General features: G+C 72.2%; 6 protein-coding genes (1 of these 6 only partly in view). All 6 read left to right on the top strand.

From position 1 onward, the window contains the following. Tightly spaced (each overlapping or abutting the next), the 6 genes in view from OG352_RS00385 to OG352_RS00360 form a layout consistent with a single transcriptional unit that may run on beyond the window. Window positions 1-17,381, top strand: the 3' portion of a protein-coding gene (locus tag OG352_RS00385; RefSeq protein WP_329213072.1) for an SDR family NAD(P)-dependent oxidoreductase. 4,240 nt of this gene lie to the left of the window's left edge; the window shows 17,381 of its 21,621 coding nt (coding positions 4,241-21,621); the start codon falls outside the window, past its left edge; its stop codon occupies window positions 17,379-17,381. Then, window positions 17,381-18,364, top strand: a complete 984-nt coding sequence (locus OG352_RS00380) for an LnmK family bifunctional acyltransferase/decarboxylase (protein ID WP_329213070.1) — start codon at window positions 17,381-17,383, stop codon at window positions 18,362-18,364. The genes OG352_RS00385 and OG352_RS00380 overlap by 1 nt, the downstream gene beginning before the upstream one ends. Beyond that, window positions 18,354-18,620, top strand: coding sequence for a phosphopantetheine-binding protein (locus tag OG352_RS00375; protein ID WP_329213068.1), 267 nt, complete (start codon window positions 18,354-18,356; stop codon window positions 18,618-18,620). Before OG352_RS00380 ends, OG352_RS00375 begins: the two co-directional genes overlap by 11 nt. After that, window positions 18,617-19,885: a hydroxymethylglutaryl-CoA synthase family protein gene (locus tag OG352_RS00370; RefSeq protein ID WP_329213066.1), complete on the top strand. Its 1,269-nt coding sequence runs from the start codon at window positions 18,617-18,619 to the stop codon at window positions 19,883-19,885. Before OG352_RS00375 ends, OG352_RS00370 begins: the two co-directional genes overlap by 4 nt. Then, on the top strand, window positions 19,885-20,127 hold the full coding sequence (locus OG352_RS00365; protein ID WP_329213063.1) for a phosphopantetheine-binding protein: 243 nt from the start codon (window positions 19,885-19,887) through the stop codon (window positions 20,125-20,127). The genes OG352_RS00370 and OG352_RS00365 overlap by 1 nt, the downstream gene beginning before the upstream one ends. Next, complete coding sequence (locus OG352_RS00360) at window positions 20,124-21,398, top strand: beta-ketoacyl synthase N-terminal-like domain-containing protein (RefSeq protein WP_329213061.1); 1,275 nt, start codon at window positions 20,124-20,126, stop codon at window positions 21,396-21,398. The genes OG352_RS00365 and OG352_RS00360 overlap by 4 nt, the downstream gene beginning before the upstream one ends.

Below are 21,398 nucleotides of genomic sequence, written 5' to 3'. Positions count from 1 at the left end.
TCCCCGCGAACGTCATCGACCCGGCGGAACCACTGGTCGACCTCGGCATCGACCGGACCGGCCTCGCCCTGCTGCGCAAGCGCATCGACGAGCGCTGGCCCGGCTCGGAGGGCGCGCTCCCGCCCGACAGCGCCGACTCCGTCGACGTGCTGGCCGTGCGCCTGTCCGCCGCCCCGCCCGCCGCTCGCGCGGTCCATCTGGGCAACTTCGGCCACACGCTGCGCGTCGGGCGGGAACAACTGGCCGCCCGGCTCGCCGTGATCGCCGCGGACGTGCCCCGGCTGATCGCCGCACTGGACCGCTACCTCGCGGTGCAGGCCCCGGCCGCCGGACAGTACTGGCGCGGTACGGGGACGGCAGCGCCCGCCGGAGAGCCGGAACAGGACTGCGCCGCCCTGTTCCGCGCGGGACGTCTCGAGGAGGCGGCCGAGGCGTGGGTGGCGGGCGCCGACGCGTCATGGGCGGATCCCGTGCCGCCGCGGGCCGGACTGCGCCGGATGGCCCTGCCGGCGCCACCGCTGCGCGAGGAGCGGTACTGGCTGGGAAGCTGGAAGGGCGAGACGGCTCGGACCGGCGCCCCCGCGACCGAACCGGCGCGGGCACCGGCAGCCGCAGCGCCCCGGGAACCCGGGCCGGCCGTACGCAACTCGCAGACACGGCCCGTCGAACCGTACGCCGGCGACGAGGTCGAACTGCGGGTCCTGGAGCACGGCATCGCCCTGGTGACCATGCGCGACCGTGCCCACAGCAACATGTTCACCGCCGGTCTCACCCACGGCCTGGAGGCGGCGTTCGCCGAGATCGGCACCCGGGAGGACATCAGGGCCGTCGTCCTCACCGGTACCGACACCGTCTTCAACCTGGGTGCCACCCCGGACGCGCTGGAACAACTCGCGGCCAGGCGCACCCGCTTCACCGACACCCCCTTCGTCTACGAGGGTCTGGCGCGCTGCACGCGCCCCGTCGTGGCCGCCCTCCAGGGCCGGGCCTCCGGCGGCGGACTGGCTTTCGGCCTCTACGCGGACCTGGTGGTCCTGGACCGCGAAGGCGTCTACAGCGCCAACTTCCTCAAATACGGGTTCACCCCGGGCATGGGAGCCACCCACATCCTGGAGCAGCGGCTGGGCCGAACCCTGGCCACGGAGATGTTCCTGACGAGCAGGGCGTACGGGGGCGACGAACTGGCCCGCCGGGGAGCGTCCGTGCCGGTCGTCCCGCACGCGGACGTCCTGCCGACGGCCCTCGACCTCGCCCGGTCCATCGCCGAGAAGCCCGCGGAAGCGGTCGCCGCACTCAAGGCCGAACTCGCCGGGCGGCTGCTCCAAGAGCTGCCCGCCGTCGTCGAACGCGAGGTGCGGATGCACGAACGGGTGCTCGGCACAGAGTCGTTGGACCTCGTACAGACGCACTTCCGCAAGGTGAAGGAGTTCACCGCACCGGCCGGGACGCCTCCGGAGACCTCCGAGCCGAGGTCTCGGCGCGCGGCGGATCCGCCCGCCGTGCCGGACGCCGGACCGGTGCCCGACGGGGCAGGGCCGCTCGATCGGTCCGTCGTCGAACGGATCCTGACCGAGGCTCTGTGCGCGATCGTCTACGCCACCCCGGAGGAGATCGACGGCAGGCTCAGCTTCAACGAGCTGGGCGTGGACTCCATCGGCGCGGTCGAGATCGTTCGCGGCCTCAACCAGGAATTCGGCCTCGACATCGACTCGGTCGCCGTCTACGACCATCCGACCATCGCCCGCCTCACCGACCATGCTCTGAGGACGGCCGAACAGGCGCGGTCCCTGCACACCTCGGCGCTCTCGCCGTCGGCCACCGTCCCATCCGTGCCATCCGTGCCATCCGTGACATCCGTGCCTGCGCCGTCGCCGCTCGCGTCGGCGGCTCCGGTGCCGTCGCCTGCCCCGCCTGCCGCCCCGGCGGAGCCCGCGCGGCCCGCTGCGGTGGCCGCCCCCGCGGGGCCCGGCCCTTCGGCCGGGCCGCCGGGACAGGTCACCCTGCGGCCGCTGCGGTCCACGCGACCGGCCCCGGCTCCCGCCCCGGTCGTCACGCAGCCGGAGACCGCCCTACCGGACCCGGCCGTGTCGACGGCCCTCGCACCCGCCCGCCGCCCGGCCACCGAGGGCGACGACGCGGTCGCCGTCATCGGCATGGCGGGCCGCTTCCCCGACGCCGAGAACCTCGACGAGTTCTGGGCGAATCTCGCCGCCGGTCGCAGCAGCATCGCCGAAGTGCCCGCCGACCGCTGGGGCACCGAGTACTTCGACCCCGACCGCCGGGCCCCCGACCGGTCGTACAGCAAGTGGGCCGCGCTGCTCGCGGACCTCGACACCTTCGACCCGCGGTTCTTCCAGCTGTCGCCGATGGAGGCCGAGGCGATGGACCCGCAGCAGCGGCAGTTCCTGCAACAGGCCTGGAGGGCACTGGAGGACGCGGGCTACGCGGTGCCCGGTGCCCGGCGCCGATGCGGCGTGTACGTGGGAGCCAGCGGCGGCGACTACCACCAGTTGCTGCGCGAGGCCGGGCAGGCCGACACGGGGCAGGCGTTCCTCGGTACCAACATGGCCATCCTCGCGGCCCGTATCGCCTACCTGCTCGATCTCAGCGGTCCCACGATGACCGTCGACACCGCCTGCTCCTCCTCGCTGACCGCCGTCCACCTGGCGGCCGAGGCGGTCAGGAGCGGCGACTGCGAGATGGCGCTGGCCGGGGGAGTGGCGCTGATGACGACCCCGCAGATGCAGTTGTGGACGAGCAAGGCGGGGATGCTCTCGCCGACAGGCCGGTCCACACCGTTCGATGCCGGCGCGGACGGGATCGTGCTCGGCGAGGGCGTCGGCGTGGTCGTCCTCAAGAGCCTGCGCCGGGCGCAGGCCGATGGCGACCACATCCACGCGGTCATCAGGAGCAGTGGGGTCAACGGCGACGGACGCACCAACGGAATCACGGCTCCGAGCGCGGCCTCACAGACGGAACTGCTCCAGACGGTGCACGAGCGCGGCGGCGTCAAACCAGGCGACATCGGCTACGCCGAGGCGCACGGCACCGCCACCCACCTCGGCGATCCGATCGAGGTGAAGTCGCTCAACCAGGTACTCGGCCGGGCCCCGGAGCGCGGGTTCTGCGGCCTGGGCTCCGTCAAGGCCAACATCGGGCACACCACGTCGGCGGCCGGCATCGCGGGCCTGCTCAAGGTGATCCTGGCGCTGCGCCACCGGCAGTTGCCTCCGCTCCCCGGCTTCGGGACGCCCAACCCGAAACTCGAGCTGACGGACAGCCCGCTCTACGTGGTCCGCGAGCTGTCGCCGTGGCAACCAGGTCCGAGCAGAGCCAGGATTGCCACCGTCAGCAGCTTCGGCTTCAGCGGCACCAACTGCCATCTCGTGGTGGCCGAACCACCGGCCCGTGAGGCCGCGACCACGGAGCCCGGCCGGACACTTCGGCCGGTGCCGCTGTCGGCGCGCACGCCCGAGGCCCTGACCGCCGTCGCGGCGGCACTCGCCGATGCGGTGGACACCGAGTCCGGCCCGGAACTGGTCGACATCGCCTACACCTGCGCCGTCGGTCGCACCCACCTCGCGGTGCGCGCCCTCCTGATCGCGGGCGACCGGACAGAACTCGTCGCACAACTGCGCGCCCTGGCCTCCGGCCGGCCGCCCGCCCGCACGGCCGCCCCGGACGACGTACTGGAGGAGGCGGCGGCGGCGTACGAGCGGGGCGAACTGCCCGACTGGACCCCGCACATCCGGGGCGGACGCCGGATCCCCCTCCCGACGTATCCGTTCGCGCGGGAGCGCTATTGGACCGGTACCACCACGGCCCCGGCAGTGACCGCCGCACCCGTCGGGACACAGGCGGCCCATGCCATCCGACCGCAGGACCCGGTCGCCTCCGACCACGTCGTGGCGGGTGTGCCGGTACTGCCCGGCGCCGCGGGCCTGGCCCTGGCTCTGGAGGCCGCCGCGGACCAGGGGGTGACGGCCCCGTACCGGCTGTCCGCCGTCCGGTGGCTGCGTACGTGCGACCTGTCCCGACCACGGTCGGTCCGGCTGTCGTACGAACGGGAGCCCGAGGGATGGTCGTTCCGGCTCACCGCGGACGGGGACGACGAAGGCCCGTACATGAGGGGGCGGTTCGCTGCTCTGAGCGCCGACGAGGCCGAGAGCGCCGACCGGACCGTCGACCTCGCCCGGATCGCCGGACGGTGTACCGAGCGGCTCTCCGGCTCCGAACTCTACGAGGCGCTGCGGAAGTCCGGACTGGCCTACGGCCCCGCGTTCCGCCGGCTGGAGCAGGTGCTCGCCCACGACGGCGAGGCGCTGGGCACACTGAGTCCGCCCGCCGCGGGCGGGGCCCCCGCCGCACCGGCCTGGACCTCCCTCACCTTCCTGCTCGACGCCGCTCTCCAGACGCTCGCACCGCTGCTGCGCGCGGACGGCGAACGGGCTCGCCTGCCGTTCGCGGTGGACGCCCTCACCGTGTTCGGGGACCCTGCACCCGCCCGCCACTCCTACGTCCGGCGCACGGGCGAGCACTCCTTCGGCGTGACGCTGGTCGACGACGACGGCGGGATCCGCGCCCACCTCGACGGCGTCTCGCTCCGCCCCCGCACATCCCGGCACGATCCGGCCGGACTCGTCTATGTGCCGCAGTGGCAGGAGCAGGACACCCCACAGCCCGCCGCACACAGCGTCCGTCGACGGGTGGCGGTCTGGCACCCCGCCGCCGCCGGCGACCTCGCGGCGGCTCTGCTGGCCCGGCACCTCGACGACGACGCGGTCGCGATCCGCTACGACACCGCCGGTTCCGGCCCCGAAGTGCCGGCCGGTGTACCGGATGTCGTGTACTTCCTCACCGACCCGGCACCTTCGTACCCGCCGCAGGACGACCCGAGCGTGCCGGTGCTCCTGCGGGTCGTCCAGGGGCTGCTCGCGGTCGGCGGCGCCCACCGGGACCTCGTCCTGAAGGCGGTGGTGGCCGGTGCCGTGGCGGTCGGGGACGGCGAGACGGTGCAGCCGCACGCCGCCGGTGTGCCGGGCCTGTGCGCGACGGCAGCCGCGGAGTTCCCCCGTTGGTCGGTCGGCTGCCTGGACGTGGGCACCGGTCCGGCCGACCCGCGGCGTCTGGCCGCGTCGGTCGAGCAGGAGACGGCCGCGGAACCTCTCGTGGCGCTGCGCGGCGACCGGCGGCTGGTCCGTGTGCTGGTACCCGCCACCCGGCCGGGCGGCGGGGCACCGACCGGGGCCTCGCCCTGGCGGGACAGGGGAGCGTACGTGATCCTCGGCGGCGCCGGGGGCCTCGGACTGACCCTGAGCCGTCACCTGGCCCGTACCGTGGGGGCCAGGATCGCGCTCATCGGACGCAGGCCGCAGGACGCCTCGATCGACACGGCGCTGCGGGAGATCGCGGAGCTGGGCGGCGAGGCGGTCTACCTCCGCGCCGACGCCACGGACCCGGACGGGATCCGGCAGGCGGTGGCAGCCGCCCGCGAACGCTGGGGCGCACTGAACGGCGCGGTGCACGCCGCCCTCGATCTGCGCGACCGTTCCCTGCTCCACATGGACGAGGAGACCCTGCGCGCCGTGCTCGCCCCCAAGGTGGCCGGCAGCGCGGCCTTCGCGGGGGCGCTGTGCGAGGACTCCCTGGACTTCCTGGTGATGTTCTCGTCAGCGGTCTCCTTCACCCAGGCCGCGGGACAGGGCAACTACGCGGCGGCCAGCACCTTCCAGGACTCCTACGCGCGGTATCTGGACGCCTCGTCGCCCTACCCGGTCCAGGTCGTCAACTGGGGCTACTGGGGCAGCGTCGGCGTGGTGGCGCAGGCGGACTACGAGAGGCGCCTGGCCGCGCACGGGGTGACGTCCATCGACCCTGCCGAGGGACTCGCCGCGCTGGAGCAGGTGCTCGTGTCGGGCGTGCCGCAGGCGATGGTCATCAGCGCCGGGCCCGAGGGACTCGCACGGGTGGGCGTCCGGACACCGGCCGAACGCCGGGAAGCCCCGACCGCTGGGCGCGGCCCGGGTATCGAAGCCGAAACGGCGCCCGAGGTGCTCGCCCGGGCCAGGGAGGGGTTCGCGGCCCTGGACACGGTGGCCGCCGACCTGCTGCGCTCGGAGTTCGCCGGGCTGTCCGCACTCCCGCCGCCCGGCAGCCGGGTCACTCCCGGCGAACTGTCCGCGGCGCTCGGCGTGTCCGGCAGGCTGCGGCAACTGCTTCCGGCCGTGCTCGGCGTGCTGGAACGCGCTGGAGCGGCCACCGTCGCGCCGGACGGGTCCGTGGTCCTCACCCCGGCCCTGTCCGATCCGCCCCGGCTGCCCGTCGGGGAGTTCCTGGCACGGCATCCGGGCATGGCGCCGCACGTGCTGCTCCTCGAGGCGTGCGTCCGGGGCCTGCCCGGCATCCTCGCGGGCCGCGTTCCGGCCACCGACATCCTGTTCCCCAAGGGTTCGATGGCGCTGGTCGAGCCGGTCTACGCCGGCCAGCCGGGCACCGACTTCTTCAATCGACGGCTGGCCGAGGAGACCGTCCGCTCCGTTCGCCTGCTCACCGGCTCACGCGACCGACCGGTGCGGATCGTGGAGATCGGAGCCGGAACGGGCTCCGGAGCCCGCTTCGTACTCGAGGCCTGCGCCGAGGCCGGCCTGCCGGTGGCCTATCGGTACACCGACATCTCGCCCGCGTTCCTGAGCCATGGCGAGTCGGCCTTCGCGGAGCGGTATCCGCACGTGTCCTTCGGACTGCTCGACATCGAACGCGACCCTGCGGCCCAGGGCTTCGAACCCGGCTCGGCGGACATCGTGCTGGCGACCAACGTCCTGCACGCGACGACCGACATAGCCCGCACCCTGCGGCACGTCGGCGCGCTGCTGGGGCCCGAGGGCCTGCTGTACGTCAACGAGGTGACGCGCTCCTCCGAGTTCGTCACCCTCACGTTCGGCCTGACCGAAGGGTGGTGGCGCTTCGGGGACCCGGAGCACAGGCTGCCCCACTCGGCACTGCTGAGCCCCGCCCAGTGGCGCCGCGCCCTGGACTCCGCCGGCTTCCGGGTGACCGGGGCCCGGGGGATACCGGGGACACCCGAGAACGAGCTCGAACAGTGTCTGCTGATGGGAGAGCGCAAGGCGATGGTGACGGCCGAGCAGAACCCCGTGGTCCCCGCCGAGGCGGTCCGTTCGTACATACGGCAGGTCTTCGCCGAGGTGCTGAAGTTCGAGCCCGCCGAGCTGGACGACCACGCCACCTTCGAGACCTTCGGGGTCGACTCGCTGGTCAGCCAGAACATCGTCTCCCGCCTGGAAACGGATCTGGGGGCGCTGCCCGCCACCCTGCTCTTCGAGCATCTGACGATCAGCCTGCTGGCCGACCATCTGAGGCAGGAGCGTGCGCGACAGCTCACCGCGCTGCTGGGTGCCCCGGTCACCGCGACCCGGCATCCGGACGTCCGCGAAGCAACCGCGGTGCCGTCCCCGGTGCGCGAGCCGGACCGACGGCCCGCGGACCGGCCGCGGAACGCCGACATCGCGGTGATCGGCGTCAGCGGCCGGTACCCCGGAGCACCCGACCTGGACGCCTTCTGGAACAACCTGTCGGAGGGCAGGACCAGTGTCACCGAGGTGCCGTCGGACCGCTGGGACTGGCGCACGCACTTCGATCCGCAGCCCGGCAGGCGCAACCGCACCTACAGCCGCTGGGGCGGATTCCTCGACGGGATCGACCGCTTCGACCCCGCGTTCTTCAACATCCTGCCCCGGGACGCCGCCGACATCGACCCTCAGGAGCGCCTCTTCCTCGAGACCTGCTGGGACCTCCTCGATCAGTCCGGCTACCTGGGCGAGCACACCCACGAGCCGATGACCGGCGTCTTCGCGGGCATCATGTACGGCTCCTACGGACGGCTCGCCGCCGCCGGCTGGGCGCAGGGCAGGCTCGCCGGCGCGCACTCCGCCTACTGGTCGGTGGCCAACCGGGTCTCGTACCACTTCGATCTGCAGGGCCCCAGCTTCGCCGTCGACTCCGCCTGCTCCTCCTCGCTGACCGCGGTCCACCTGGCCGTGGAGAGCCTGCGCCGCGGCGAATGCCGGATGGCCGTCGCGGGAGGGGTCAACCTGATCCTGCACCCCTCGCACCACGTCGCGCTCTCCTCGCTCAACATGCTGGCGCAGGACGGCGCCTGCAAGGTGTTCGACGAGCGGGCCGACGGGTTCGTCCCCGGCGAGGGAGTCGGCGCCGTTCTGCTGAAACCGCTGGCCGACGCGGTGGCCGACGACGACGAGATCATCGCGGTCATCAAGGGCACCGCGGTCAACGCCGGTGGCAGGACCGGCGGTTACACCGTCCCCAACCCCGCGGCGCAGTCCACCCTGATCGCAAGGGCGCTGCGGAACTCGGGTGTCGACCCGCGCACCATCGGCTACCTGGAGGCCCACGGCACCGGCACCGGACTGGGCGATCCGATCGAGATCGCCAGTCTCACCCGGGCCTTCGAAGAGATCGGCGCCGCGCCCGAGCGATGCGCGGTCTCCTCGGTCAAGGCCAACATCGGCCACCTGGAGGGCGCAGCGGGCATCGCCGGTCTGACCCGCACCCTGCTCCAGCTCAAGCACGGCCGGATCACCCGCTGTGTGAACTTCGAAAAACCCAACCCGAAGATCGGATTCGACGGATCGCCCTTCTACCCGCCGACCACGGCCGCCGACTGGCCGCGCCCACTGGACTCCCGGACGGGGACCGAACTGCCCCGCCGGGCGGGCGTCAGCGCCTTCGGCGCGGGCGGGGCGAACGCGCACGTCGTACTGGAGGAGTACGTGCGACCGGCCGCCCACGGCGCAGCCGCCGAGCACCCCGAGGAACGGCACCTCTTCCTGCTCACCGCACGCACCCGGGACCAACTGCTCCGGTATGCCGAGAGCGTCGCGGAGCTGCTGGAGTCACCCGGCGGTGCGGGCCGCCCGCTGGCCGGGCTGGCCTACACCAGCCAGGTGGGGCGCCGTGAGATGGCCGAGCGGCTCGCCGTCCTCGCCGGGAGCACCGCCGAACTGGCCGACGCCCTGCGGGCCTTCGCCCGGGGCGAGAACCGCCCGCAGGTGACGGCCGGGACGGCCGGGGCCGACGAGGGCAGTCGCGCGCTGCTCGCCGACGAGGACGGGGCGGCCTTCGTGGACTCGCTGCTGGCCAGGCGGCAGTGGGCCAAGCTCGCCAGGATCTGGACTGCCGGTGTACCGGTGGACTGGCGTGCATGGTGGCCATCGCCTCACCCCCGGCGCGTCCAGTTGCCGCCGTACCCGTTCGAGCGCGGCAGCCACTGGCTGTCGGTCGACTCGCCCCTTCCGGAGCCGGGGGTCCCCGCGGCGACGCCCGCCGAGACGGCCCCGGCCACCGAATGCCGCTACCTGCGCCCGGTCTGGGAGGCCGCGCCGCTCGACGACAGCGGCGGACCTCCGGACAGCGTGCTGGTGTTCGCCACCGAAGCCGGGGCCGGCGAGACACTGCTGCGCCGGTTCGCCGACCGAGGGATACGCGGCGTACTCGTCCGGCCCGGTGCCGGATTCGCACGGACCGGGACGGACCGCTACGTGATCGCGCCCGGTGTCCGGGCCGACCACGTCCGGCTGGTAGCGGAACTTGCGGCCGACGGACCGCTCCCGCAGGCGCTGGTGCACGCCGTCAACGGCGATCCGACGGGCCCGTTCGACGCCCGTAGCGTCGCCCTCGGACTCGAAACCGGCTTCTACCCGCTGCTCTGGTCGACGGCCGCCCTGCTGAAGGCCGGAGGCAGCACGCCCCTGCGGGTGGTCTTCACCCACCGGGGAAGCCTTCTGGCATCCCGGCCGCAGGACACCGCCGTGATCGCCGTGCTGCGTACCCTCGCACTGGAGAACAGCCGGTTCTCCGCCGTCGGTGTGGCGCTCGGACCGGACGCCTCCGCCGAGACCGCCGCGGACCGCACCATCGCCGAACTCATGGGTGCGCACACGGGTGTGGTGGAGGCCGGCTACGGCGACGGCGTCCGCCGCCGCCGGGAGCTGGCACCGGTCGTGCCGGCGGGCGCCGGTGACGCCGCGGAGATCGGGCTGAGGCCCGGCGGCACCTATCTGATCACCGGAGGCACCGGCGCTCTCGGACTGCACCTCGCCGAGTTCATGGCCCTCCACGGCCGCCCGCTGAACCTCGTGCTGGTCAGCAGGAACGGCCCTGATCCGCAAGCCCGCCGCCGTCTCGACGCACTCGCCGGCAACGGCGTCACGGTGCACTGGGAACGGGCCGACGTCACCGACCCGGAGCAGACCCGGCTCCTGGTGGAGGAGACCATCGAGCTGTACGGCGCGCTGCACGGGATCGTCCACGCCGCCGGCACCGTCCGGGACGGCCTGGCCACGGCCAAGGACCGACCCGAGGTGGAGACGGTACTCGGCCCCAAGCTGGCGGTCATGCACGTGGACGAGGCCGTCGGCGGCCGGTCGCTCGACTTCTTCGTGGTCTTCTCCTCGCTGACCGGCGAGGTCGGCAACCGGGGGCAGACCGACTACGCCTTCGCCAACGGATTCCTGAACCGGTTCGCCGAGAACCGCGAGCGGGAACGGGCCGAGGGCCGCCGGCAGGGCCGCACCGTCTCGATCGGCTGGCCGCTCTGGCGCGACGGGGGGATGACGGTGGACGAGGGCACGCTTCGGCTGTTCGCGCAGCGCTGGAACATGCTGCCCATGAGCACCGAGACCGGTCTGCGGGTGTTCTGCCGGGCACTGGCGGGCCAGGACCCGGTCCTGCTGGCGGTCGAGGGCGCGGCCTCGGCCACGGCTGACATGGAGCCCGTCGCCCCGTCCGTCGGCGAGGCCGTCGCCGGTTCCTTCGCCGGGTCCGTACAGGAGGACGCGGAGACCGCGGGAACCGCGGAGACCCCGGCCGCCCCGTACACACCGGAGCCGGAGCCGGAGCCGGACCTGGCCATCAGGGTGGAGCAGGACCTGCGCCGGTTCGCCGCCGGCTTCCTGCTGGTCGACGAGAGTGACGTCGACATGTCGGCGGAACTCCTCGACTCGGGGTTCGACTCGATCTCCCTCACCGAGCTGACGGTCGAGGTCAACCAGGCGTACGGCCTGGACCTGCTGCCGACCGTCCTCTTCGAGTGCCCCACCCTGGAGATCTTCGCGCGCCACCTCTGTGAGAACCACGGCGCATCGACAGCCCCGCGACCGCTTCCGACACCGGTACCGGCCCCGGCAACAGGGCATCCGACAACCGACGACGTACGGCGCGAGGCTGCGGACCCGCGGCCGGTGGCCGTCGCCGCCGAGCCGGGCCGCTCGTACGGACCGGCGCCGATCGCCGTGATCGGGATGGCAGGCATCATGCCGAAGTCCCCCGACACGGAAGCCTTCTGGCGCCACCTCGCCGCCGGGGACGACCTCGTCGGGCCGGTGCCCGACGACCGGACCGATCTGCGGGACCTCCAGCTCACCGGCCTCACCGGCGAACTGCGCGGCGGATTCCTGGACCGGATCGCCGACTTCGACGCGGCGTTCTTCGGGATCTCCGCGGCCGAGGCCGCGCTGATGGACCCACAGCAGCGGCTCTTCCTGGAGGCGTCCTGGCGAGCGGTGGAGGACGCCGGTTACCGGCCCTCCGCCCTGGCCGGAACGGCGACCGGACTCTTCGCCGGCGTCTCCACCTCGGACTACGACGATCTGCAGCGCAGGCACCACGTCGATGTCCAGGCGCACAGCGCGACCGGCCTCTCGCACTGCATCCTGGCCAACAGGGTGTCCCGGCTGCTCGATCTTCGGGGCCCCAGCGAGGCGGTGGACACCGCGTGCTCCAGCGCCTTGGTGGCGATCCACCGGGCCGCGCGGGCGATCCTGGACGGGGACTGCGACACCGCCATCGCGGGCGGAGTCAACGTCACTCTGAGCCCTGGACTGTTCGTGGCGTTCGGCAAGTCCGGGATGCTCAGTCCCGACGGCCGGTGCAAGACCTTCGACAAATCGGCCGACGGCTACGTCCGGGGCGAGGGCGCCGGTGCGGTGCTGCTGAAGCGGCTCGACCGGGCGCAGGCCGACGGCGACCACATCCACGGAGTGATCCGGGCCAGTGCGGTCAACCACGGCGGGCGATCGAGCTCGCTGACCGCCCCCAACCCCGAGGCGCAGGCCGACGTCCTGATCCGGGCCTGGACCCGGGCCGACGTCTCACCGGACACCGTGACGTACATCGAGACCCACGGCACCGGGACCGCCCTGGGGGACCCGGTGGAGATCGAGGGTCTCAAGCGCGCGTTCGAGCACCTGTACGCCGAGGCGGGCCTGCCGGGGGCGGCCGAGCCGCACATAGCCCTCGGGGCGGTGAAGACCAACATCGGCCATCTGGAGGCCGCATCGGGCATCGCGGGTGTGCTGAAGACCCTGCTGTGCCTCAAACACCGTGAGCTGCCGCCGCCCCTGCACTTCACCGAGCCCAATCCGTATCTCCGGCTGGACGGCACGCCGTTGTTCATCAACGCCGAGACCCGGCCGTGGGCCGGTGCCGTGGACGCCGACGGGCGTACCGTCCGCCGGGCGGGCGTCAGCTCCTTCGGCTTCGGCGGGTCCAACGCCCATGTGGTGCTGGAGGAGTACCGGCCCCAGGAGCGGACCGTGGCACCGGACAACCTGGCACAGGACGACGAGGTCCTCCTGTTCCCGCTGTCCGCGCCCGGTTCCGAGGCGCTCGGCGCGTACGCGCGCAATCTGGCCGCAGCGGTCCGCTCGGACACCGGGGCGGACCTGCGGCAGATCGCGTACACCCTGCAGACCGGGCGGGAGAGTCACACCGAGCGGCTGGTCCTGCTCGCCTCCGGCCGGGACCGTCTCGTGGAGCAGTTGACGGCCGTGGCCGCGGGTGAGGAGTCGGGTACCGGCATCCACCGGGGCAGTGCCGCGAAGCCGTCCCCGTCCGCGCCGGCCGTCACCGAACACGACGCGCCGGAGGTGGTGGCGCGGGCCTGGGTCGCGGGAGCGTCCGTCGACTGGGCGGCCCGCTGGTCCGGCCGGTCACCCGGGCGCGTGCCGCTCCCCGGCTTCCCATGGACCAGGGTCAGGCACTGGTTCAAGGCGGGGCTGCCCGACCCGACCCCCGCGCAGTCCGGGCCCGAGGGCCGTGAGGTGGCCGCCCCGGAACGCGGGCCCTCGTCCGTGCTGCCGCAACCGGTGCGCAAGGCCCCGGCCGCCCGGCCGTCGGGAGGACTGATCACACTCACGCCGACGACAGCGCCCACGCCCCTTCCCGCTGCTCCTGCCGCGCCCGAACCCGTGGCCGTACCCGCCCCGGAACCCGTATCGCGGCGGGAGGCGTCCCGCCGGGAGGTGGCCGAGCTCATCCACAGCAGCCTCGCGGAGGTCCTCGAACTGGACCCGTCGGCGATCTCACCGACCAGTTCGTTCGTCGCGCTGGGGCTGGACTCCATCTTCCGGATGGAGCTGGCCCGCCGTCTCAACGTCGAGTACGGCCTGGACCTCAAGGCCTCGGAGCTGTACGACTACGACACCATCGAGCAGCTCACCGCGATCGTGGCCGCAGCTCAGGACGAACCGGCGCCCGAGACACCGACCGCCGGACCTCCTGCCGCCTCGGCTCCCGTGCCACCCCCCGCCGCCTCGGATCCGGTACCGGACGTCGCCGCGACCGCGCCCACTCGTCCCACTCCTCCATCTGCTCCCATGCCGGCGCCCGTACGAACCGCCCCGGCCGTTCCGCCCGCGCCTGTTCCCGCTCCCGCGGCGACCGACGCCCCGGCGGCCGGCGATGTCCGCAAGGACACCGAGGAACTGCTCGTCGAGCTGATCTCCGGCATCGCCGGGCGATCCCTCGTCCCGGACCGGGCGTTCGCCGACAACGGACTGACGTCCTTCGACATGCTCCGTACCGTCAGCGTGCTGGAGAAAAGGTTCGGTGCCCAGCGCAAGACCCTGCTGTTCGACCGGCCGACCGTCCCGGAGCTGGCCACCCATCTGCTCACCGAGTACGGCCCGTTGACGGTCGAGCGGTTGCGTGAGGCCGGCTCCGGTGGTGCCCTCGCGCCACGTCCGGCCGGACAGACCGCAGCGCTCGCTCCCGGCGCGGGCGGTACGCGGCGCGGCGACTGCGTCGTGGTGCGCAAGCGCCTGCTGGCAACCCACCCGGAGCTGGCCCGGGCGGTCGAGGAGGCCGACCGGCGCTGGGCGAAGGAAGGCGGGCTGGCCGGCCGTGACATCGCCCCGCTGCTGTTCATGGGAGCGGACCGCGAGGGGTACTTCAACTTCTCGCGACAGAACGGCACGCTCTTCGCCTGGAGTTATGTCGGCTCGCGGGCCTACCTGCCAATGCTGATCGCCGAGTACGTGGATTACGCGGACCGGCACGGGCTCGAACCCAGCTTCCTGTCGGTCGAGCGCATCGAGAGCGTGGCGGACGTACGGTTCACCTCGACCCCCTTCGGGGCGGTGCAGCGGCTCAACGACCTGAGTTCCTTCACGCTCGCCGGTTCGCGGATGCGGCGGCTGCGCTACATGGTGAACCGCTTCGAAGCGGCCGGCGCCTGTGAGACCGCCGAGTACGGGGTCGGCACCGACCCCGCCGTCGACCGCGGCATCGCGACGCTGATGGACCGCTGGGGCGAGACCAAACAGATGGTCAACCCGTACGTCGCCGTGGTCCGGGAGGAGATCTGCCAGGGTCGACTGGCCGAACGCCACCGGATGTTCCTCACCAGGATGGACGGGAAACTGAGCAGCGCGATCATCGTCACGAAGATCCCGTCCGAGCCCGGCTATCTGCTGGACCTGGAGTTCTATCCGGGCGACGCGCCGATCGGCGGTCTCGAGTACGCCATCGTCGAGATCATCGGACATCTGGCGGCCGAGGGCGTCGAGATCTTCAGCTTCGGTGCGAGCTTCGGCGTCAAGGCGGGAGAGTCGCCGAACGCCTCGGCGGAGGCCGAGAACGGGCTGGCCGAACTGCGCTCGGTGGGCATCTTCGACGAGGGGAACTTCCAGTTCAAGAACAAGTTCAGGCCCGTCAACACACCCGTCTACCTGTGCCAGCGCGACGATGATCGGCGCAGTGCGGTGGCCGACGTCATCCTGATGATCGCCAGCCCGGACCTGGACGCGACCGCCCCCGAGGAACTTCCGGACACCTCGTCCTCGGAGCCCGTCCCTGCCCCGGCACCGACAGGGGCTTGCGCCCCGCAATCCGCTCCAGACTCCGACCCGCTGCCCGCCGCGTCCGCGGCCTCCGTTCCAGCCGTCGCCGACGGGCCGCACACGGCGAAGACGGTGGACCCGGTCCGTAACCCTCTCACCCTGCCGACCACCGCGGTCACCCACGACCTGATCACCGACTCGTGGGCCGAACTCGAAGGCCCGGCCATGACGGTCCGGATGGCGGAACTCACCGAACGGGCGGCCGGGACGGACGCCGACGGCGACGGGCTGTCCGCGGTGCCCTGGCTGGACTTCGACTGTGTGGTGCCCACGCCCTCGGGGCGGACCGCAGAGGCCCTGCTCTGCCGCTCGTGGTCGGGGCTGCCGCAGGCCGCCGTGCACAACTCGCTGTTCCCGACGCTGCTGATGAGCCTGGCGGACAACGGCTTCGAACCGGTCGCGCTGCCCGGCCTCCAGCCGGTGACCCGGCCGGACCCGTTCCGCAACGTCGACCTGGCGGCCCTGGACGAAGCCCTCGGCTCGCGGCCCGGCGGTGTCTCCATGGTCTGCCTGGAACTCAGCGACAACGCCCAGGGCGGGTACCCGATCTCCCTGGCCAACCTGCGCGAGGTCCGGCAGCGACTCGCCGCCGTCGGCGTGCCGTTGGTTCTGGACGCCACGCGCATCGTCGAGAACGCCATCTTCATAGCCGAGCACGAGGAGGGTCAGCAGGGCCGGAACATCTGGAAGATCGTCGCCGATCTGACGCGTACCGCCGACGTCGTGACGATGGGACTGTCGAAGGACTTCGGCATCGACTTCGGCGGCCTGGTCGCCACCTCCAGTCCGACCCTGGCCGCGCGCCTTCGCGAGCAGACCGCCACCCGGGGCCATCAGGTCAACCTGGCGGGGCGCAGGGTCATCACGGCCGCGCTCACCGACCCCGGCGGTGTGGCGGGACAGGTGGGCAGGCGCCGCGCCGCCGTCAAAATGCTCTGGAACCGGCTGACCCGCGCCGGGATACCGGTGATCGGACCGGCAGCCGGGCACTGCGTCCTGCTGGACGTCGGCGCCATGAAACAGTTCGCCGACTTCGAACACCCCGTCCCGTCCTGTCTCGCCTGGCTGTACGAGCACACCGGTGTGCGGGGCGGTCCGCACCTGGCGACCGGACCCGAGGCGGCGCCGCTGATCCGGCTCGCGGTCCCGGTGGGAACCGAGACGTCCCAGATCCGTCTGATCTCCAAGTCGATGGAGTCGCTGTTCCGTTCCGGCCCGGCGCCCGTCGAGCTGATACCGGTGAATCCCGCGGCGCCGCCGTCGCAGGCGGTCTACCACCTGGCCGAGGCGGTCCCCGACGACATCCGGGAGGCACTGCGCGAAGGGGTACGGGCGAAGGACGACAACCTCGGCGTGCTCCAGGACGGCGGCGCCCGGGTGGAACACCGACTGGTGCGACTGCCGGAGGGCGAGGTGGAGGCGTTCACGGCCGGCGACGGCCCGACGCTGCTGCTGATCCACCCCTTCAACATCGGTGCCGGGGTGTTCACCCGGCAGTTCACCGGGCTCGCCGACCGCTACCGGGTGGTCGTGCTGCACGCACCCGGTGTCGGGGCCACCACCGCCTCGGCCGACCTCACGCTGAGCGGGCTGGCCGAGGTGCACCGCGCCGCGCTGCGTGAACTCGGAGTGAGCGCACCCGTACACCTGGCCGGCGCCTCCTTCGGCGGGCTCACCGCCCAGATGTTCGCGCTGCGACACCCGGACGAGGTGGCCTCGCTGACCCTGGTGTGCAGCTCCTACAAGTGCGCCAACCGGGTCGGAGAGGTCAACCGCCTGGACGTGGTCCTCCAGGAGGACTTCGACAAGATCGCCGCCGAGAGCCCGTGCGGCCCGACCCCCGAACTCCGCGGCAGCCTGGAGGCCATGATCTCGCGCTGCGAGAGCATGGACCCGCAGACCGGCCTGCGCTACCTGGACGTCTTCGCCCAGGAGCCCGACCTGCTGGCCAGGCTGCCGGAGATCAGCGTGCCCACCCTGGTCGTCCAGGGCAGGCACGACTCGGTGATCCCGGTCAAGACGGCGCACCTGCTGCACGGCGCCATTCCGGGCGCGCGCTACCAGGAGATCGACGGGGCGGGCCACTTCCCGGCCCTGACCCGGGCTGAGGACTTCAACGCGGTTCTGACCGGATTCCTGTCCGAACACGACGGAGAGCAGCAGTGATGACCGAAGCCGGGGCACATGTGCTCCTCCCCGAAGTCTGGCGGGGCTCGGACGGATCGGTGTGCCGGCTGGCGACGGTCAAACCGGGGATGTGCGGGCACAACTCCCTGTTCATGGGCCAGCTGGGGGACTGGACCTGGGAGACCGTCAGCGAGGTCTGCGGAACCGACGCCTTCAACGCCCGTAACGCCGCGGGGGCACCGACCTATCTGTCCTTCTACTACTTCCACGTCCGTTCCGGCGGCACCCTGCAGCCCAGCGCGCTGACCTTCGGCGACCGGGTGGAGGTCACCTCGAGGGTGTTCGGCTTCGGCAGCGAATCCGTCCTGACCCTCCACCGCATCCGCCGGGTCCCGCCCGCCACGGAGCCGGATCCGGACACCGCGCTGGACCCGCACGAGTTCTTCGCCGAGCAGCGGGCGGACTGCGTGTACGTGCAGAACTTCAACCGCTGGGTCAGCCGCAGCCGCGCGGACAGCAACGAGGCGCTGGTCGCGTCGGCGCCGGTGGACTTCCGCCACACGCACCTGCCGCGGCTGCCGGTCCAGTACTCGCCCCGGGCGGCCTACAGCACGGCGCGCGTGCGGCAGACCTTCCACGACCCGCAGGACTGCGGGTGGGAGCCGCTGGTCGACGACCACGAGACCGAGTACCCGATCGACATCACCCGGGACATCAACGGGGCAGGCCTTCTCTACTTCGCCTCGTACTTCTCCATCATCGACGGCGCACTGCTCAAAATGTGGCGGAACCAGGGCCGCGGCGACCGTAGATTCCTGAACCGGGTGGTCCGGGACCACCGGCTCTGCTACCTCGGCAACGCCGACGCCGACTCGGTGCTGCGGATCCGGACGCGGTCCTGGAGCCGGCGTTCCGATCCGGCCGACGAGATCTGGAACGCGGTGGTCGAGGACGCCGGAACCGGGCGCAGCCTGGCCGTGTGCACGCTCAACGTCAGTCTGGGGAGTCCGCGTGGCGAATGAACGAAGCGAAGGGGACCGGGAGCGGGTGACCCGGGTCGTGTACGAGACGGTTGCCGGCATCCTGCCGGCGGTACCCACCGGGCGGATCACCGGCGACAAGCATCTGAAGGATCTGGGGGCCGACTCGGTGGACCGCGTCGAGATCGTCCTGGCACTGATCGACACGCTCGGTGTGAACGCACCGATGGCCTGCTTCAGCAATCTGCCGGACATCGACTCACTGGTGGACTTCCTGGTCGACGCGGAGCGCACATGACCACCGCGACGGACGGCGCCCCCCGCGTCGGCATAGAGGCCCTCAACGTCCATGCCGGGCTGGCCCGGCTGTCCACACGCGACCTGTTCGAGGGCCGCGGCCTGGACATGGACCGGCTCGGACACCTGATGATGGACGCCCGGTCGATCGCGCTGCCGTGCGAGGACCCGGTCACCAACGCCGTCAACGCCGCCGCCCCGATCGTGGCGGCGACGGGGGAGGACCGCGACCGGATCGAACTGATCCTGACCTCCAGTGAGTCGGGCGTCGACTACAGCAAGTCCATCGCCTCGTACGTCCACGAGTACCTCGGCCTGAGCAGGCACTGCCGGGTCATGGAGGTCAAACAGGCCTGCTATGCGGCCACCGGGGCTCTGCAGATAGCCGCCGGGTACATCGCCTCGGGCCTCTCGCCCGGGGCCAAAGCCCTGGTGATCGCCACCGACGTGTCGATGGTCGACGCCCGCGCCGACTACGCCGAGCCGGCCACCGGGACCGGAGCGGCGGCCATGCTCGTCGGCGACGATCCGAAGGTCCTCGCCCTCGACCTCGGCGCCTTCGGCACCTACAGCTACGAGACCATGGACTCCGCCCGGCCGTTGCCGGACCACGACATCGCCGATGTCGACGGCTCGCTCTTCGCCTACCTGGACTGCCTGTCGCAGAGTTTCAGCGACTACTGCGGCAAGGTCGCCGGGGCGGACCTGCGCACCACCTTCGACCAACTCGCCCTGCACACGCCGTTCGCCGGACTGGTCAAGGCGGGCCACCGCAAGCTGATGCGAGAGGCCAGGGCACCGGCGGAGGAGATCGAGGAGGACTTCACCGCCCGGCTGCGCCCCTCACTGGTGTACCCCAGCGTGGTGGGCAACCTGTGCTCCGGATCCGTCTATCTGGCGCTGGCCAGCATCATCGACCACGCGCCCTACCGCGGAAGTGCCCGGGTCGGGCTGTTCTCCTACGGATCGGGCTGCGCCTCCGAGTTCTTCAGCGGCCTGATCGACGAGGGCTCCCGTGCGGAGATGGCCCGGATGGGCATCGCGGCGCGGCTGGACGCCCGGGTCGCGCTGTCCTTCGCCGAGTACGCCGAACTGCTGGCGGAGAACAGCAGATGTCTGGTGCCGGTGCCGGACCGGAAGATCGAGGTGGAGCGCTTCCAGCGCTTCTTCGAGGCCCGGCCGGGCCGGGAACGGCTGCTGGTCTACCGCGGCGTCGAGGGCTATCACCGCAGGTACGAGTGGGTCGAGGAGGAGACGAACCGCTGATGGACGAACGCGAGATCTTCGAAGCCGTCCGGCGCAATCTGGGCACCGTGGTGTACGACCTGGACACCGGGTCGGTCACCCAGGACGACAGCCTCGCCGACCTGGGCTGCAACAGCATCGACCGTGCCGAGGTGGTGACCATGACGATGGAGGACATGGGCATCAGCGTGCCGGTGATGGAGTTCCAACAGGCCCGTGACATCAGGTCGTTGGTGGCCCTGCTGGGCAGGCATGCCCGATGACGGCTCGTCACGGCGTCGGCCGGGCCGTGATCACCGGGCTGGGAGTGCGGTGCGCCATCGGGACGGGGCTCAAGGAGTTCACCGAGTCCCTTCGGTCCGGACGCAGCGGCATACGCCCACCGGACGACCGGCACCCGGACGAGCCGGGCGCCCCGTTGCCGCCGTACGACTTCGCCGCCGAACTCGCCTCCCGGGGAGAGCCCCAGGCGGCCAGGGCGGCGCGGACGGCGGCCCGCTCCCCGGCTGCGGTGCAGTCGGCGCTACTGGCGGCACTGGAAGCGTGGACGCACGCGGGGCTGGCCGCGTCGCCGCTGCCCGGCGACCGGGTGGCCCTGGTCATCGCGGGCAACAACCTCACCGGCGGTACGGCCCACCGGACGGCCGAGCGCTACCGCGGCCGGCCGGACGCCGTACCCGGCCGGTACGCGCTGCACATGCAGGACACCGACCACGTCGGCGTGGTGAGCGAGGTGCTCGGCATCACCGGGGAGGGCTGCACCGTGGGCGGGGCCTCCGCCAGCGGGAACCTCGCGCTCATCACCGCGGCGCGCACGATAGCGGCCGGCGGGGCCGATGCCTGCCTGGTGGTGGGCACCCCGGCCGAGCTGACACCGATGGAACGTCAGGCGTACCGCGCGCTCGGGGCGATGGCCGTCGCGCCGAACGGCCCCGGGCCGCGGGACCCGGACCCGCTCTGCCGTCCCTTCGACACCGGCCACCGGGGCTTCACCGACGGGGCGGGCGCCGCCGCGGTACTGCTGGAATCGGCCGAGTCCGCCCGCCGCCGTGGTGCCCGGGTACTGGCAGGCCTTGCCGGGTACGGCTGGAAACTGAGCGGCACCAGTCTCGCCGATCCGAGTGAGGACGCCGAGGTCGAGGTCATGCGGACGGCTCTCGCGCGTGCGGGCACCACCTCCGCGCGCCTGGGGTACGTCAACACGCACGGCACGGCCTCCCCGCTCGGCGACCGTACCGAGGCGGCAGCCCTGATGCGGGTGCTCGACTCGCCGGACCGCGTGTGGGTGAACGCGACCAAGGCGCTGACCGGCCACTGTCTGAGCGCGGCCGGTGTGGTGGAGGCCGTGGCGACCGTAGCCCAGCTCAACGCCGGTTTCGTCCACCCCAACCCGTATCTGACCGACCCGATCGAGCCACGGCTGCGCTTCACCGGAGCGAAGGCGATGCCCGCCGAGAGCGCGTACGCCCTGTCCAACAGCTTCGGCTTCGGTGGTTTCCACTCCGCCGTGGTCTTCGCCGACGAGGGAGCCTGA

The organism is Streptomyces sp. NBC_01485, from assembly GCF_036227125.1.
Classification (GTDB): Bacteria; Actinomycetota; Actinomycetes; order Streptomycetales; family Streptomycetaceae; genus Streptomyces.
The sequence above is the reverse complement of the archived record's forward strand: the minus strand, read 5'-3'. Positions and strand labels throughout refer to the sequence as shown.